Annotated in this window: 14 protein-coding genes; 11 read left to right on the plus strand and 3 right to left on the minus strand. The window is 62.4% G+C overall.

Features of this window, described 5'->3' with window-relative positions; genetic code table 11:
• The first annotated feature begins 138 nt into the window (after positions 1-138).
• Positions 139-1650, plus strand: coding sequence for a lysine--tRNA ligase (lysS, locus tag ABH922_RS00600; protein WP_424805086.1), 1512 nt, complete (start codon positions 139-141; stop codon positions 1648-1650).
• 79 nt (positions 1651-1729) lie between these two features.
• Here lysS and ABH922_RS00605 read toward each other — a convergent pair whose 3' ends face one another.
• Positions 1730-3115, minus strand: coding sequence for an aspartate aminotransferase family protein (locus ABH922_RS00605; RefSeq protein ID WP_424805087.1), 1386 nt, complete (start codon positions 3113-3115; stop codon positions 1730-1732).
• Positions 3116-3131: 16 nt separating this feature from the next.
• A complete protein-coding gene (locus ABH922_RS00610) occupies positions 3132-4622 on the minus strand; it encodes a CoA-acylating methylmalonate-semialdehyde dehydrogenase (protein WP_424809513.1) in 1491 nt (496 codons plus the stop codon).
• A gap of 172 nt (positions 4623-4794) precedes the next feature.
• On the opposite strand from ABH922_RS00610, the gene ABH922_RS00615 reads away from it, so the two are divergent.
• Positions 4795-6426 (plus strand): PucR family transcriptional regulator, encoded by a 1632-nt coding sequence (locus tag ABH922_RS00615; RefSeq protein ID WP_424805088.1) that lies wholly within the window; start codon positions 4795-4797, stop codon positions 6424-6426.
• Between the two features lie 71 nt (positions 6427-6497).
• Here the strand turns inward: ABH922_RS00615 and ABH922_RS00620 are convergent, their stop codons facing one another.
• Complete coding sequence (locus ABH922_RS00620) at positions 6498-7961, minus strand: PucR family transcriptional regulator (RefSeq protein WP_424805089.1); 1464 nt, start codon at positions 7959-7961, stop codon at positions 6498-6500.
• Positions 7962-8016: 55 nt separating this feature from the next.
• On the opposite strand from ABH922_RS00620, the gene ABH922_RS00625 reads away from it, so the two are divergent.
• The 9 genes from ABH922_RS00625 to ABH922_RS00665 all read left to right on the plus strand — a co-directional run bounded on the left by ABH922_RS00625 (position 8017) and on the right by ABH922_RS00665 (position 17357).
• Positions 8017-9012, plus strand: coding sequence for an isopenicillin N synthase family dioxygenase (locus ABH922_RS00625; protein ID WP_424805090.1), 996 nt, complete (start codon positions 8017-8019; stop codon positions 9010-9012).
• Between the two features lie 55 nt (positions 9013-9067).
• Positions 9068-9871 (plus strand): tyrosine-protein phosphatase, encoded by an 804-nt coding sequence (locus ABH922_RS00630; RefSeq protein ID WP_424805091.1) that lies wholly within the window; start codon positions 9068-9070, stop codon positions 9869-9871.
• A gap of 620 nt (positions 9872-10491) precedes the next feature.
• Positions 10492-11484 carry an isopenicillin N synthase family dioxygenase gene (locus ABH922_RS00635; RefSeq protein ID WP_424805092.1) on the plus strand — a complete coding sequence of 331 codons (993 nt, stop codon included), beginning with the start codon at positions 10492-10494 and terminating at the stop codon, positions 11482-11484.
• A complete protein-coding gene (locus tag ABH922_RS00640; protein ID WP_424805093.1) occupies positions 11484-11762 on the plus strand; it encodes a 2Fe-2S iron-sulfur cluster-binding protein in 279 nt (92 codons plus the stop codon). The genes ABH922_RS00635 and ABH922_RS00640 overlap by 1 nt, the downstream gene beginning before the upstream one ends.
• A gap of 15 nt (positions 11763-11777) precedes the next feature.
• Complete coding sequence (locus ABH922_RS00645; protein WP_424805094.1) at positions 11778-12173, plus strand: VOC family protein; 396 nt, start codon at positions 11778-11780, stop codon at positions 12171-12173.
• A gap of 57 nt (positions 12174-12230) precedes the next feature.
• Positions 12231-13529, plus strand: coding sequence for a uracil-xanthine permease family protein (locus ABH922_RS00650; protein ID WP_424805095.1), 1299 nt, complete (start codon positions 12231-12233; stop codon positions 13527-13529).
• Between the two features lie 7 nt (positions 13530-13536).
• Positions 13537-14958 carry a dihydropyrimidinase gene (gene hydA / locus ABH922_RS00655; protein ID WP_424805096.1) on the plus strand — a complete coding sequence of 474 codons (1422 nt, stop codon included), beginning with the start codon at positions 13537-13539 and terminating at the stop codon, positions 14956-14958.
• A gap of 57 nt (positions 14959-15015) precedes the next feature.
• On the plus strand, positions 15016-16035 hold the full coding sequence (locus ABH922_RS00660; RefSeq protein ID WP_424805097.1) for a TIGR03842 family LLM class F420-dependent oxidoreductase: 1020 nt from the start codon (positions 15016-15018) through the stop codon (positions 16033-16035).
• A 20-nt stretch (positions 16036-16055) separates the two neighbouring features.
• A complete protein-coding gene (locus ABH922_RS00665) occupies positions 16056-17357 on the plus strand; it encodes a M20 family metallo-hydrolase (protein WP_424805098.1) in 1302 nt (433 codons plus the stop codon).
• Positions 17358-17573: the final 216 nt, after the last annotated feature.

Here is a 17573-nt window from a genome sequence, read left to right on the forward strand (position 1 = left end):
GCAGGCTTCCCGATGGTCGATTCGTTCGCGAATCGATCCGGTAGGAAGCCTCGGTTCGAGTGAAACTGCGAGGTTCGCCGTCGCCGCTGACCTACCAGCGACAAACTCGGTGGACGCGGCCCAGTAGTCTTGTACCTCGTGAGTGATGTAGAAACCCAGCCAGTCGACGACACCCCCGAGCAGCTTCGCATCCGCCGTGAGAAGCGTGAGCGAATTCTGGCGCAGGGGCAGGAGGCGTACCCGGTGTCGGTGGATCGCACCCACACTCTCGCGCAGATCCGCGCCGAATATCCGGAACTCGAGCCGGACACCGCAACCGGTGTTCAGGCAGGCGTCGTCGGCCGCGTCATCTTCATGCGCAACACCGGCAAGCTGTGTTTCGCCACCGTACAAGAGGGTGACGGCACTCAACTGCAGGCCATGATCAGCCTGGCCGGCGTCGGCGAAGAGGCCCTGGCGGCCTGGAAGTCCGACGTCGACCTCGGCGACTTCGTCTTCGTCCACGGCGAGATCATCAGCTCGCGTCGCGGCGAACTCAGCGTGATGGCCGACGCCTGGCAGCTCGCCTCCAAGTCGCTGCGACCGCTCCCCGTCGCGCACAAGGAGATGAGCGAGGAGTCTCGCGTGCGCCAGCGCTACGCCGACCTCATCGTGCGCCCGGAAGCCCGCGACAATGCCCGCAAGCGCGTCGCCGTGGTCCGGGCACTGCGCAACGCGCTCGAGGATCGTGGTTTCCTCGAGGTCGAGACCCCGATGCTGCAGACGCTGCACGGCGGAGCCGCGGCCCGGCCGTTCGTGACGCATTCCAATGCACTCGACATCGACCTGTACCTGCGTATCGCGCCGGAACTGTTCCTCAAGCGTTGCGTTGTCGGCGGTATCGAGAAGGTCTTCGAGATCAATCGCAACTTCCGTAACGAGGGTGTCGACTCCACACACTCGCCCGAGTTCGCGATGCTCGAGACGTACGAGGCGTACGGAACGTACGACGATTCCGCGAAGATGACTCGTGAGCTGATCCAGGAAGTTGCGCAGGCGGCCTTCGGCTCGCTGGTCGTCACCTTGGCCGACGGTTCCGAATACGACTTCAGCGGCGAATGGCAGACCCTCGAGATGTACCCGTCGCTCTCGGCCGCCATCGGGACAGAAGTCACCCCGGACACGACGGTCGACGAGCTGCTCGCGCTCGCCGCGCAGGTCGGCCTCGAGGTGCCCAAGGACAAGGGTTACGGACACGGCAAGCTGGTCGAGGAACTGTGGGAGCACCAGTGCGGTGATCAGCTGTACATGCCGACGTTTGTGCGTGACTTCCCCGTCGAGACGTCACCGCTCACTCGTGATCACCGCAGCAAGAAGGGTGTCACCGAGAAGTGGGACCTGTACGTGCGCGGTTTCGAGCTGGCCACCGGCTACTCCGAACTGGTGGACCCGGTCATCCAGCGTGAACGTTTCGTCGACCAGGCGCGTCTCGCGTCGGCCGGTGACGACGAGGCGATGGTGCTCGACGAAGAGTTCCTTGCCGCGATGGAGCAGGGCATGCCACCGACCACCGGAACGGGCATGGGCATCGACCGTCTGCTGATGGCGCTGACGGGCTTGGGTATCCGCGAGACCATTCTCTTCCCGATCGTTCGGCCCGCAGCACGCTGACTTCCACCAGAACGGGTCTCGATCACACTGTGTGGTCGAGACCCGTTCTGCTCTCGTGCGGCGTTCGAACAGGCTCCGCTCAGGACACGAAGGTGTCCGCCACGGCGAACGCCTCGTCGAGGATGGCGAGTCCGGCTCGCGCTTCGTCGGCAGTCACCGTGCACGGCGGCACGACGTGAATGCGGTTGAAGTTCGCAAACGGCAGTAACCCAAGGGATTTGCAGGCCGCGATGACGTCGTTCATTGCAGCACTGGAACTGCCGTACGGGGCCAAGGGTTCCTTGGATGTTCGATTCTTGACCAATTCCACGGCCCAGAACACGCCGCTTCCCCGAACCTCGCCGACGCTGGGGTGCGCGTCGGCCAATGCCCGCAGCCCGGGACCGATCACGGTTTCTCCTATGGCCGCGGCATTTTCGACGATCTTCTCCTCGGTCATCGCATTGATGGTCGCGACCGCGGCAGCGGTTGCGAGCGGGTGTCCGGAATAGGTGAGACCACCCGGATAGGGGCGGTGATCGAAGGTCGTGGCGACAGTCGAACTGATCGCGACACCGCCAAGGGGAACGTAACCCGAGTTGACGCCCTTTGCGAAGGTGAGGAGATCGGGTACGACGTCGAAGTGGTTGATGGCAAACCATTTTCCGGTTCGCCCGAAGCCCGACATCACCTCGTCAGCGATCATCACGATGCCGTACCGGTTGCAGATCTCGCGCACTCCCGCCATGTATCCGGGCGGCGGCACCATGATGCCGGCAGTTCCCGGTATCGATTCCAGAACGATCGCGGCGAAAGAGGTCGGTCCTTCGAGCTGGATCAATTGTTCCAGATGAGCGAGTGCGCGTTCGGTCTCCTCCTGCTCGGTGGTCGAGTGGAAGACGGACCGGTAGAGGAAAGGGCCGAAAAAATGTACGGTTCCGGAGTTTCCGTAGTCATTCGACCACCGACGGGGGTCGCCGGTCATGTTGATCGCGGTGTCGGTGCCGCCGTGATACGAACGGTACCTGGTCAACACCTTGTAGCGTCCGGTGTGTAGACGCGCCATACGAACCGCATGTTCGATCGCATCGGCACCACCGTTGGTGAAGAAGATCTTGTTCAGATCACCTGGAGTGCGGTCGGCGATCAGGCGGGCTGCCTCCGACCGGGCCGCGTTGACGTACTGCGGAGCGACGGTACACAGCTTGGCAGCCTGAGCTGCTATTGCCGCAACAACTTTCGGATGCTGATGGCCGATATTGGTGTTGACCAATTGCGAAGAGAAATCGAGAATCCGTGCGCCGTTTCCGTCCCAGACATACGAGCCCTCCGATGCCGAGATCACCATCGGGGTGATCTCGGCCTGCGCCGACCACGAGTGGAAGACGTGGGCTCGATCGAGTTCGTAGGCGCGGGCGCTCTCGGCGGTCGACGCTTCTACGGTCAATCCGTTGGGTAACACTGTCGAGTACATGTCGGTAGTCATGAATCCTCCTCTGCGTTCAGTTGTTTTCGGGGAAGCCTAGGTTGATTCCGCCGTGGCTGGGGTCGAGCCAGCGGGTGGTGACGACTTTGCCGCGGGTGAAGAAGTGGATGCCTTCGGTGCCGTGGGCGTGGCTGTCGCCGAACAGGGAGTTTTTCCAGCCGCCGAAGCTGTAGTACGCCATGGGGACGGGGACGGGGACGTTGATGCCGACCATGCCGACTTCGATGTCGTTGTGGAAGCGTCGGGCGGCGCCGCCGTCGTTGGTGAAGATCGCGGTGCCGTTGCCGTAGGGGCTCGCGTTCACGAGGTGGAGGGCTTGGTCGTAGGTGTCGACGCGGACGACGCAGAGGGCGGGTCCGAAGATTTCGTCGGTGTAGATGCTCATGTCGGTGCTGACGTGGTCGATGAGGGTGGGTCCGAGCCAGAAACCGTCGGGTCCACCGTTTGCTTGCACTGTGCGTCCGTCGACGACGACGGTGGCTCCGTCTTTTTCGCCGGTGTCGATGTAGGAGGCGACTTTGTCGCGGTGGGCTTGGGTGATGAGGGGGCCCATGTCGGGGTTGGTGGTGCCGTCGCCGGTGGTGAGGGTTCGGGTGCGTTCGGCGATTTTGGTGACGAGTGTGTCGGCGATGTCGCCGACGGCGACGAGGACGCTGATGGCCATGCAGCGCTCGCCCGCCGAGCCGAAGCCGGCGTTGACCATGGCGTCGGCGGCGAGGTTCAGGTCGGCGTCGGGGAGGACGATGGCGTGGTTCTTGGCGCCGCCGAGTGCTTGGACGCGTTTTCCGTTGGCGGTGCCGGTGGTGTAGACGTACCGGGCGATGGGGGTGGAGCCGACGAAGGAGATCGCTTTGATCGCGGGGTTGCTGAGGAGTTCGTCGACGGCGGTTTTATCGCCGTGCAAGACGTTGAAGACTCCTGCCGGGAGTCCGGCTTCGGCCCAGAGTTGAGCGATCCACAGGGCGGCGGTGGGTACTTTTTCGGAGGGTTTGAGGACGACGGTGTTGCCGGTGGCGATGGCGAGGGGGAAGAACCACATCGGGACCATGGCGGGGAAGTTGAAGGGGGAGATGATCGCGACGGGTCCGAGGGGCTGACGGAAGGAGGCGACGTCGATGTTCGTGGACGCGTTTTCGGTCATGCCGCCTTTGAGTAGGTGTGCGATGCCGCAGGCGAATTCGACGACTTCTTGGCCGCGGGAGACTTCACCGAGGGCGTCGGAGAGGACTTTGCCGTGCTCTGCGGTGATGATCTCGGCGAGTTCGCCTTTGCGGGCGTTGAGAAGTTCGCGGAAGGTGAAGAGGACAGTGGTGCGTTTGGCGAGTGAGGTATCGCGCCAGGCGGGGAACGCGGACTCGGCGGCGTCGATGACGGCCCGCGCGTCCTGCACGTTTGCAAGGGCAACGCTGCCGGTGACGATGCCGGTGGCCGGATTGGTGACCGGAGCGGTGTCGGTGCTGGTGCCGGCGAAGAACGTACCGCCGGACCAGTGGCTGACAGTACGAATGGAGGTGGTGCTCGACGCAGTCACTGTTGGTCCTTCCTGTTGTGCGGTTTCTCCGCAGAATTCCACTATGAGCTGGACACACACCTGGACGCTGCCCTCGAGCTGTAAGCAAACAGTTGATTGGCCATACATGTTGTAATATCCGAAATGTGAAGACCGCTGGAGTACTCGGATGTCGGTGACCATCGCCGAGATTCTCGATCTCGAACTGGTAGTCAACAGCCGGCCTGACGTTCTTGCAGGTGACGGCGGGTTGAACGCTGTGGTGCGGTGGGTGCACGTATCCGAACTCGAACGCATTGGTTCACTGATCCGTGGCGGCGAGTTGGTATTGACCACGGGTATGGCGCTGACCGCCCCCGCCGATCGTGCAGTGGCCTATCTGGTGAGCCTCGTCGATGCGGGCGCTTGCGGGCTGGTGGTGGAGTTGGGCACGTTGATCGACGCGGTTCCGGCGTCGGTAGTAGCCGCAGCTCGGAATCGAAGTTTTCCATTGATAGTGTTGGGCAAGGAAATTCGGTTCGTTGAGCTGACCGAGATCGTGCATCAGCGAATCGTCGGGGAACAGTATTCCAACATCGAGTTCTCGCGAGACGTCCATGAGGTGTTCACGGCATTGAGCCTCGAGAACGCGCCGGCTGACGTCATTGTCGAACGCGCCGCTCGGATGTGTCGCGCATCTGTGGTTCTCGAAGACCTCGGTCACAAGGTTCTCGCGTACTCCGCCAGTGGCGACGCACCGGAAGATCTGTTGGCAGACTGGGAGCATCGTTCGCGGCTGTCCGTCGAACAGGGGAGCGGTCGCGATCTCGGCGGCGAAACGTGGCAGACCACGCCCGTCGGGTTGTCCGGCCATCACTGGGGCAGGCTCGTTGTGCCGATCCCCAACGACCGCGAATTGCCGGTACGGATGGTTCTCGAACGCGCTGCGCAAACCCTCGAGTTGGGTCGCATGGTGGAGCGGGACCGGATCAGCCTGACTTTTCAGGCGCAGGGCAGCCTGCTCGGGGATCTTGCTGCCGGCGCCGTGAAGAGTGAGACCGAAGCGCTCACACGTGCGTCGGCTGTGGGGGTCAAAGCGGCAGCGTTGTACATACCGCTCGTGATTCGCATCGCGTCCGCGCGTGACGCCGCGGCGCTCACGCTCCAACGTCGCACCAGGCAGCTCGCTGAATTGGCCGCAAAAGAGGCTGCTGATCTAGGGATTTCCTCGCTGATCGGGCTGTGGGGGGAAATCGAGGTAGCTGTCATCCTGGGGGTGCCGAGAAAAGTCCGGGAAGATGTTGCGCTGGAGAAGTTCGCGTTGGCGTTGGCCGGAGGTGGGCGCCCGAACGAAAGCGGCGCCGGTCGGGTCATCGGAGTCGGACCGGCCGATTCCACCTTGAGCGCCGCAGCATCGTCGATCCGCGAAGCTGCTCACGCCGCTGAGGTTGCCGGCTCGATGCGTCACAGGTCGCCTCAGTTGTATTACCGCACCAGTGAGCTGAGGATCCGTGGCTTGATGTCCCTGCTCGCCGAGGACTCCCGAATACAGGCCTTCGTCGAGTCGGAACTCCAGAAGTTGTTGGCATACGAGGCCGCACACGGTGAGGGATTACTCGAGCTGCTCCGTCAATTCCTCCACACGGGTGGAAACAAATCCGAACTGGCACGCCTCGCCCACCTCAGTCGGCCGGCACTGTACAGCCGACTGGACAAGTTGGAACGGATACTCGACGTCGACCTGTCGGACGTCGAATCCAGACTGTCGCTGTATGTCGCTCTGGTCGGCTACGAGCAACGAACGGCGCTTTATGTGCGCTGAGAGAGATGCTTGATGTGCGCTGAGCGAGATGCTTGATATGCGCTGAGCGAGATATCGAATGCACTGCACTGCTATTCGCTGTCGGAGGAATCCAATGAGAACATGGCCAGCGCCGTGAAGACGGTCATCCGGTGCTCGGGTTCGGCCATGAACGAACCGACGATCTGTTCGATGCGGCTGATTCGACTGCGAAGCGTATTGGGGTGGACGAACAGGGATCTGGCGGATTCGGTGACGTTGCAGTCAGTTGCCCGCAATGCGCGCAACACTCGTCGCTGATCGAGGCTCTCGGGTGTGGAATCGGCTACCGAACCCAAGGTCTCGGAGACGAAACTGCGGCGCGCGTGCTCGGGAAGTTGATAGAGAAGTCCGAGAACGCCCAGATCCCGGTATCTGGTGACACGATTGATCGCTCCCACCCGTCGACCCACCGACACTGCGCGTTCGGCCTGCCGGAACGAACTCGGATAGCTTCGGGGATCGTCTACGTCCTCGCTCACTCCGACGGCCAACGGAACCTGCACCGAGCGATACAGAGCCCGCACGAAAGAATCGAGTTGGGTGGTCGCCTTCATCATGACGACGACGGTGCCTGCATTCACCACGACGATCGCGTCCGCGTCGAATCGGACCGCGACAGGCATCATGGCGATCCGCAACTCGTGCAAACCTTCGATGTCCACGCGCACCCCGAACGGCTCGATACCCAGGCATACGACGGGGTGGCGCGGGAACATGGACAGCCGACGGGCTTTACGTAGGCTGACTTCACGTTGCAGAAGATCCTCGCCGAGAATGTGTTTCAGATTGCGAGCGCGTTCGGTGGTTCTGTCGTCCGCTGTGGTGTCCGACAGGGCGACGTGCAGTCGAAAAACCGGTGCGAGCGCTGTGAGGAGCCGCCTCTCGTCGGCGCTGAGGGACACCTCGCGATGAATATCGAGAGTTGCATTGCCCGAGTTGTTTTCGAGAAGAGGGAAGGAGATGTGTCCAGACTGAGTCGGGCGAGTGGGAGCGATCGACAGCCGGGCTTCGCCGCCGAGCGCGAGAGTCACGGCGTCGAGGAGTCGTGGTAGATCGTCGGCAATCGCAAGCATCGAGTCCGGAACGGAATGCGAGTGGCGGACCTGTACCGCAGAGCGGGTCAGCAATTCCGTGATCTGTGCTTCGATCTCGGTAGGCGAACCACCACTTCGATTCCAGATCAGGCTGACGTTGCCGCGCTCGGCCGCAGCCACGGCCTTCGGTGGTGGATTGACCGACCGAGAAGGGCTGACGAACACTGCTGCGGGGCCCTTGGGCAGGAACTGTTCGAGGATCGGCACCAGGTCGGGAAGAGGGCCGTTCGGGTGTGGTGGACGCCATTCGAGAACGACGAGTATCCCGGTCAAGGCGGCCTCCACATGAGCTGCGTTTTCGTCGAGGACTGCGGTGATCAGGGTTTCGGTGGCCACGGTTGTGACCAGTCGGCCTCCGGTGGACATCGCGATATCGGTGGGAGTGCGGCCTGCTGCCGCGGTGGTACCGCCCGCTGACATCGACAATCTCCTCCTCGGGTATCCGAAATGTCCATAGATCAGGCAGAGTAATCGCATGCTGACCATCCCGCCGATCGATCTGACAGCGGCCCGACGTGATCCACAGTCGAGATCCGCACAGATCGAACTTCTCGATACCGCGTGCTCGCGGATCGGCTACGGCTTTGTCACCGGTCACGGTATTCCTACCGCACTTCTCGTGGAGTTGTACGAGGTAAGTCGCCAGTTCTTTCTCCTGCCCGACGATGAGAAGTGCAAGGTGGCTCAACCGGCGCCTGAGCAGGTACGCGGCTGGAGCGGGACGGGATCGGAGGGCATGTCCTACTCGCTCGACGAGGAATCACACGGTGACCTGAAGGAGAAGATGGACATCGGGCCGGTGACGGGTGCGACTGTCGGGGAACCGGGAGCGGAACCGCTCTCGTACCCCAACCTGTGGCCCGCGTATCCGGCGCGGTTTCGGAGCGTCTGGGAGCAGTACTACACCCACATGCAACGCGTAGGCGCTGAACTGTTGTCCTTGGCGGCCGAAGGGTTCGATCTGCCGGGTGACTACTTCGAGCCGTTGTTCGATCGAGAACTGAGTATGCTTCGGGGCCTGTACTTTCCGCCGCAACTCGAGCGTCCCGTGGTCCACCAGTCGAGGGCGGGTATTCACACCGACTACGGTGCGTTCACCGTCATATCGGCCGAATCATCGCCGGCCGGGCTCGAAGTGCTCGACGCGGACGGTGAATGGGTGGAGGTGGCGACCACTCCCTCGACGCTGGTCGTGCTCGTCGGCGATCTGCTGGCGGAATGGACCGGAGACCACTGGCCGGTGTCGCTGCACCGAACTGCAAACCCGCCGCGGTCGATCGCCGTCGACGACTCGCGTTCGAGCTTCGCCTTCTATCAGCATCCGAACTTCGACGTACCCGTCACCGAACTACCGCCATTCGTTCCCTCCTCGCGCGTCGGTCGACCTGATCCGCTGATCGCCGGAGCACACCTCACGGAGAAATACCTCCGCCAGACGACCTTCGGTCGCCGCCCCAGCGCTGAGAAATGAGCCCGAAATCCCTGCTCACCCGAGTCAACCCCTGCAACACAGCCAAGGAGTCAACTTGACCACTGAACCGCTCGACCGCCGCGTCTCACTGGCGAGCGCCCCGAACCTGCGCAGCCTCGGCGGCATATCCGTCACCGGCGGAACTGTCCGTCCTGACACGCTCTACCGGTCCGCGACTCTCGCACACCTTGCAGACGAGGACGTCACGGCCTTCGAGGCCCTCGAAATCACCACGGTGTACGACTTCCGCACCGCTGCAGAGCGAGAAGGCGCCCTCGACCGTCTGCCCGAAGGATCGCGCACGATCTGGCTCGACGTGCTCGCCGACAACGCCGATAACGCCGCGGCCACCGGATTGCTGATGACCGACCCCGCAGCGTACGCGGCAACGGTCGACGCCGGACGTGGGATCGCGCAGATGGAGGAGGCGAACCGTAACTTCGTCAGCCTGCCGTCAGCGCTGACGGCCTACCGCTCGTTCTACCTCGATCTGATCGACCGGAACCGCACCGGCGCAGCACTCTTTCACTGCACCACGGGCAAAGATCGCACCGGATGGGCCGCGGCGTCGTTCCTGCTGTTCCTCGGCGCCGCAGAGGAGGACGTGCTTTCGGATTATCTGCAAACGAATATCGATCTTGCACCGATGACCGATCCCATTCTCGCGTTCGTCGAGAGCAAAGACATCGACCCCGAACTGATTCGGCCCCTGCTCGGTGTCCGAGAGAGTTATCTGGGTGCAGCGCTCGACGAGATGCGAATTCGTTTCGGCACCGTCGAGGACTACCTCCGAGACGGGCTCGGTCTCACCAGTGAGGACGTGGCGGTGCTTCGAGAACGATTCACGCAGGCACGCTGAACCCGACCGGAACCTGAAGCTGGACGCGGGGGAGGAGCCCGGACTGCTGGGAACGGCTCCTCCTTCGCGTAATCTCGCACGAGGGTACCTGGGCTGCAGGTCTTTTCCGACCGCCGAAGTCACCGTCCGTAACCTGCTGGGCACCCTCGGCGCCCCGCATGACGTCAGTGCCGACTCGATCACCGCTACCGTGCCCACCGCGCATGCCGGGAAAATTGTGTTCCCGGCGCCGCCCCGAGTCCCTGCTCGAGGTCCGATCGGTGGGTGCCGATGTGTCCCTCCTGCGGCGTGCTCGGAGGTGTGAGGCGATCGCCAGAGGCTCACCGGAATGTGGCTCGAACGGCATCAACGGACACTCGGACTTCTATGCACATCGCCTGACGCGGACAGAAGCGATACGCAGACCGATGAGACGGCTCTTGCGGGAGTGTGAACAGCGAAGTGGTGGTGTTACATCGGCGCACCCTCACGATACGAATACGTAATCGTCGGTTACACAGGTGTTTCCGATGTGACGATGTGACAGAACCGGGCCTCGACTTCCGGTAGGCGACGGCATTGTCGGCGTGGTGCGGCACGAACAGACTGGGTGACAACCTTTCTTGGTAAGGAGAACCCGGATGTCAGTAGTTCCCACCATCGACATCTCCGCCCTGCGGAGAGACGACGACCATGCGAAAGCCGTAGTGGCGAGTGCACTCGATCATGCCTGTCGTGAGATCGGTTTCTTCCAGATCACCGGCCACGGCATCGGAGAAGAGGTGATAGATGCGATGTATCGAACGTCAGATCGGTTCTTCTCGCAATCCGACGACGAGAAACAGCGTGTTGCTCAGCCCAACCCGGACACAGTGCGCGGGTATTCCTCTATCGGTCAGCAGTCCTTCTCGTACAGCGAGGACGTACACCAACCACGCGACCTGCACGAGAAGTTCGACGTCGGCCCGGTCGACGTGGATCGAGACGACCCGTACTACTCGGCCGAGAACGCAGGTCATCACTTCTTGCCGAATCAGTGGCCGGGAGGCGTTGACGGTATGGAAGAGGCGTGGACCCGCTACTACCGACTGATGAACGAGTTGTCGAGGCTGTTGATGGAGGGGTTCGCCCGCGGGTTGGGGCTGGCTCCGGACTACTTCGTCGACAGCATCGACAAGGACATCAGTATGTTGCGTGCCATCAACTATCCGCACCTCACCACGCCGCCGCAGCCTGGCCAGATGCGGGCCGGTGCACACACCGACTACGGCAGTCTCACAATTGTTCGGCAGGAAGTGGCGCCGGGCGGGCTGGAAGTATTCACCGTCGACGGAGACTGGGTGCCAGTCCCGGTGATCCCTGGTGCGCTCGTCGTCAACATCGGTGACCTGATGGCGCAGTGGACAAATGACCGGTGGATCTCCACCAGACACCGAGTGCGAACTCCGGCACCGGACGCCGCCGGGAACACCCGGCGCATGTCTTTGGTCTTCTTCCATCAACCCAACTACGACGCGATGATCGAATGCTTGCCCACATGTATGGATTCTGGCGAGCAGCCACGCTATCGGCCGATCAGTTCGGGTGATCATCTCACCGAGAAATTCTCCAAGACGATTGCGCTGGCACCGTAATGATCTCCGACTCGGACTTTCGGATCGATTTGCGGCGCAGCGGACAACTGATCCACGTGCCCTCCGATCGGACTGCTCTCGCTGCGGTTCGTGACGTCCTTCCCGGAGTCGAGTTCGACTGCCTGATCGGAGAATGTGGCGCGTGCGTGGCAAAAGTATTGGCGGGTGAGCCGGATCATCGAGACACGGTTCTCTCCGTCCGCGCCAAGGCCGCGGGAAGACGAATAATTCTGTGTGTCAGCAGATCCAATACCGAAACACTCGTTCTCGACCTCTGACGAAAGGAGCGCACAATGGACGTTGCTCTGTCTTTCTCCAGTCTGTGCGCGCGGGATATCGTTGCACTGAGCGACTTCTACGGCAACCTGTTCGGCCTCGAGGAGGTGCTGGCCCTTCGTTCTCCCCATTTTCGCGGGTTGACGATAGGTGAGACGATCCTCGGTTTCAGTGGCCCGGCGGTGTACGATCTTCTCAATCTAATTCCACCGCAACCGGAATCGACCGGTGTACAGAGCTTCCTCACCTTCGAGGTTCCCGATGTCGACGCGGTGAATTCGGTGACCGATGCCGCCGTGAACGCCGGTGCCACCTGTGTCAGCGCGCCCGCTCGCACGTATTACGGTGCATGGCAGTCGGTTCTGCTCGATCCCGAAGGTAACGCGTTCCGGATCAACCATCTCGCTCTCTGACCTTGCTCACTTCATCTCGACAGCGCCGTCGAACCGTCCTGCTGAAAGGGAGAACGCATGTCCATGTTCGATTGGCAACTCGAGACCGGTGACACGGTTGTCGCTCCACACCAGCGACTGACGTGGCCACGCACCGTGGGAATCGGTCTGCAGCACGTGGTCGCGATGTTCGGGGCCACCTTCCTGGTGCCGGTCCTGACCGGATTTCCGCCCGCTACCACCCTCTTGTTCTCGGGTATCGGGACGATTCTGTTCCTGATCATCACGCGTAACCGTCTGCCGAGTTACCTCGGTTCGAGTTTCGCGATCATCGCGCCGACCATCGCGGCGAGCGCCTCACACGGTCAGTCCGGTGCGCTGGGAGGGATCGTCGTCGTCGGTCTGTTGCTCGTGATCATCGGAGTGATCGTGCATTTCAGTGGAATCGGGTGGATCGAATCGCTGATGCCGCCCGTGGTGACCGGCTCGATCGTGGCGTTGGTCGGATTCAATCTGGCTCCCGTGGCGAAGGCCAACTTCGTTGCAGACCCGATCACCGGCTTCGTCGTCCTGGTCCTTCTGCTGCTGTCGCTGGTTCTGTTTCGCGGACTTCTCGGGCGACTGGCGATCTTCCTCAGTGTTGTTGCGGGCTACGCGATCGCGCTTGCTCGCGGCTTGATCGACACCAGCGTCATCGGCAATGCCGCCTGGTTCGGGTTGCCGCACTTCACCGCGCCCACCTTCCATATCTCGGTGCTGCCCATGTTCATCCCGGTAGTCCTGGTCCTCGTGGTCGAGAACATCGGGCATGTGAAGTCCATCAACACGATGACGGGAATCGACAACAGCCCCCGCATCGGTAAGGCATTGGTGGCAGACGGACTCGCAACGGTGCTGGCCGGTAGCGGCGGTGGATCGGCGACCACGACCTATGCCGAGAACATCGGAGTCATGGCTGCGACGAAGGTGTATTCGACCGCCGCATACTGGGTGGCGGGCGGCGCAGCGATCCTGCTCGGACTCTCCCCGAAGGTCGGCGCAGTGATCGCCTCCATTCCGCCAGGTGTGCTCGGCGGAGTCACTGTGGCACTGTACGGTCTCGTCGGAATTCTCGGTGTACACATCTGGGTGACCAACAAGGTTGACTTCTCCAAGCCCATCAACCAGTTCACCGCAGCCATTGCGCTGGTGATCGGTATCGCCGACTTCTCCTGGACCGTCGGCGACCTCAGCTTCGGCGGAATCTCGCTCGGTGCCATCTCGGCCGTGTTGATCTACCACTCGATGCGGTTGATCGGACGGTGGCGGGGCACCGTCACGGACGTCGCAGCCGACGACGAAGTCGGACCGGTTGTCCACGTCGAAGAGATCAGGTGACATGCCCGTGACCACCATATTGATCAGCGGCGGCTCGGTGATCTCGACGACGGGCAGGCAACTGCTCGACGTCTTGATCGACGGTGAAACGATCGTCGCGCTACTCGAACCCGGTACTGCTGTCTTCGGGACGGAACTGGCCGCGAACGTGGACACCGTCATCGACGCCACTGGCAAGTACGTCATTCCCGGTGGGGTGGACGCCCACACTCACATGCAGATGCCCTTCGGCGGTACCACGGCATCCGATACATTCGAGACCGGCACTCGGGCAGCAGCATTCGGCGGAACCACCACGATCGTGGACTTCGCGATCCAAACCCCGGGGCAGCGCTTGCAGGACACGTTGGCGACCTGGCACGACAAGGCGTCCGGAAACTGCGCCGTCGACTACGGTTTCCATCAGATCGTCGGTGACGTGAACGACGAATCTCTTTCCGCGATGTCAGAACTGGTGACGGAAGGGGTGAGCAGTTTCAAGTTGTTCATGGCGTACCCGGGGGTGTACTACTCGGACGACGGACAGATCCTGCGGGCCATGCAGAAATCCGCCGACATCGGTGCGCTGATGATGATGCACGCCGAAAACGGAATCGCCATCGACGAACTGGTGAAGCAGCACCTGCGCCGCGGGGAGACCTCACCCTACTATCACGGTGTCTCACGGCCGTGGCAGCTGGAGGAAGAAGCCACTCATCGTGCCATCATGCTCGCAGACGTCACCGGCGCACCGCTGTACGTGGTGCACGTCTCTGCCAGACAGGCACTCGAGCAGATCGCCACAGCGCGTGGTCGAGGTGCGAACGTCTTCGCCGAAACCTGCCCGCAATACCTGTATCTGTCGCTCGAAGAGCAACTGGGGGCGCCGGGGTTCGAGGGAGCCAAATGGGTGTGCTCGACCCCGCTGCGCTCACGAGCGGAGGGTCATCAGGACGAACTCTGGAAATTCATCCGCACGGGAGACGTCGCCGGAGTGGCGACGGACCACTGCCCGTTCTGCATGGTGGATCAGAAGGAACTCGGAATCTCCGACTTCTCCAAGATTCCCAACGGGATCGGGGGAGTGGAGCATCGACTCGACCTCATGTATCAGGGCGTGGTCGAGGGCCGGATCAGCCTCGAGAAATGGGTAGAGGTGTGCTGCACGACACCGGCCCGCATGTTCGGGATGTATCCGAGAAAGGGCGTCATCACTCCCGGGGCGGACGCCGACGTCGTCGTCTACGACCCGGCCAGCCACACGAGTATCGGCGTCGAGAAGACACATCACATGAACATGGACCACTCGGCCTGGGAAGGGTTCGAGATCGACGGCGCGGTACAGACCGTTCTCTCCCGCGGCAAGGTGATCGTCGAGTCGAGAACCTACCTGGGCGCACGTACGGACGGACGATTCGTTCGCCGGGGCCTGTCCCAGAATCTGCTGTGATACAGCGATTTTCCGCCAGTCACGTTTCGTGACGATCACAAAGACAGGAGCGAACACATGGACTTCGGTGTAGTCATGCAATGCAATCCGCCCGCTTCACGGGTGGTCGAACTCTCGGTTGCCGCCGAGAATCGTGGATTCACCCACGTCTGGACGTTCGATTCTCACGTGCTGTGGCACGAGCCGTACGTCATCTACAGCCAGATCCTCGCCGCCACCAGGAACATCGTCGTCGGTCCCATGGTGACGAACCCGCTGACCCGTGACGCCACGGTTACCGCGTCCACCTTCGCCACACTGAACTCCATGTACGGCAATCGCACGGTGTGCGGAATCGGGCGCGGTGACTCGGCTGTGCGGGTGCTGTCCGGCAAGCCCTCGACTCTGAGCACCCTGCGGGAAAGCATCTCGCTGATCAAGGAACTCGCCAACGGGCGAAGCGCAGTGGTCAACGAGACCACGGTGCGGTTTCCGTGGGCCGAGAAGTCGCGACTGGACGTCTACGGTGCCGGTTACGGACCACGCGCGTTGGAGATCATCGGACAGGTGGCTGACGGCTTCATCCTTCAACTGGCGGATCCGGCGGTGGTCCACTGGACGGTGGGCAAGGTTCGCCAGGCCGCGGAAGCCGCGGGGCGGGACCCGGATTCGGTGACCATCGTCGTAGCCGCCCCGGCATATGTCGGTGACGATGTCGACCATCAGCGTGACCAGTGTCGATGGTTCGGTGGGATGGTCGGCAATCACGTCGCCGATCTGGTGAAGACCTACGGCGGCGACGGATCCGGGGTTCCCACGGCCCTGACCGATTACATCGAGAACCGCGAGGGGTACGACTACAACGAGCACGGTCGAGTCGGCAACACTCATACGACATTTGTTCCGGACGAGATCGTCGACCGCTTCTGTCTACTCGGCCCCGCCGAGCGCCACGTCGAGCGGCTGCAGGAGTTGCGCGATCTCGGCGTCGACCAGTTTGCCGTCTACCTGCAACACGACGGGAAAGAGCAGACGCTGAATGCATACGGCGAGAATGTGATTCCGGCACTCGCCCCAGTGGTGGCGGCTCGGTCGTGACCGGAGAGAAAGGAACCAGCATGGCTGCAGAGCAGAAACGATTGCGCATCGTGCCCGACCAGGCAGCGAACGCGGCATTCCTCGACGATTTCGTCGTCATGTCCGGCTTCGGCGTGACCCCGGCCGGCGGCGTCGAGAGGCAAGCCGCGACCGCCGCCGACGCGGAGAATCGCCGGTGGCTGGCCGAGTGGTTGAGCGACCGCGGATTCACCGTGCGTTACGACCGAGTGGGCAACATGTTCGGACTCCACGAACTGGTGCCCGGTGCGCCCTACGTTCTCGCGGGCTCACATCTGGACAGCCAACCGCGTGGTGGACGCTTCGACGGTGCTTACGGAGTGCTCGCGGCCGCGCATGCCGCTGACCGTCTTCGGCGGTATCACCTCGACAATCCGGGTCGAGCCGTCCACAACATCGCCGTCGTGAACTGGTTCAACGAGGAAGGCTCACGCTTCAAACCGTCGATGCAGGGCAGTGGAGTGTTCACCGGAAAGATCGACCTGGCGGCGGCGCTCGCCACCGAGGACGGCGACGGCGTCTCGGTGGCGGAGGCACTCGGCTCCTGGGACATGCTCGGTGACACCGATGTGTTCGCCGTCGGACCACAGCACACTTCGCCCGGTCACACCGTCGCGTCGTACGCGGAAATTCACATCGAGCAGGGCCGCGAACTGGACAAGGCCGGCGTCGACATCGGGGTGGTGCCCTCCACCTGGGGCGCCGACAAATACGAGATCTCGGTGATCGGAGCGCAGTCGCACACGGGAGCCACCGCCATAGCCGATCGGCAGGACGCACTCTACGGCGCGGCGCGGGTGGTGGTCGCCCTGCGTGAACTGGCCGACGAGTACGGCGACGACCTCCACACATCCTGTGGCCAACTCAACGTGTACCCGAACTCTCCGGTCGTGGTGGCGCGGGAGGTGAACATGCATCTCGACCTGCGCTCGTCCTCGGACGAGTTACTCGAAGAGGCAGCGGCGAAACTTGCGCGCACCTTCGCCGAGATCGAGTTGTCCGCAGACGTGGAGATCGAACGTCGTTTCGCGCACACCTGGAAGGGACACACCTATCAACCGGAAGGCGTGGCCCTGGCCGAAGACGTGATCGATGAACTCGGGCTGAGCCGGATGCGAGTGCGTACCCGCGCCGGACACGACTCGACGAACATGAAGGACCTCGTCCCGACGGTCATGCTGTTCGTTCCGAGCGTCGACGGGGTCTCCCACGCGGAGAACGAGCTGACGCTCGACGACGATCTGATCGCAGGTGTGGACGTCTTGTCCGAGACCATGGCAAGGATGGTGGAGGGCGAGCTGTAGCGTCCGCGCGCACCCGACCGTCGCCGATTTGCCCGCGTCAACTGCTCGATTCACCCCGTCCGGCCTGGTTCTGGACCTGTTCGCTTCAGGCGTACAGGTGATGGGAAACGATTGCCGGAGCTGCGACGTTGTGAACGATAAGCAAGCCGGATTCCGCCACCAATCGGGTGGAGGAGCAGCAGGTGGCCCCCGCGCCTACTAGAGTAATAAGTGGGG

Source organism: Rhodococcus sp. 27YEA15, from assembly GCF_049739425.1.
In the GTDB taxonomy this organism is placed as follows: domain Bacteria; phylum Actinomycetota; class Actinomycetes; order Mycobacteriales; family Mycobacteriaceae; genus Rhodococcus_F.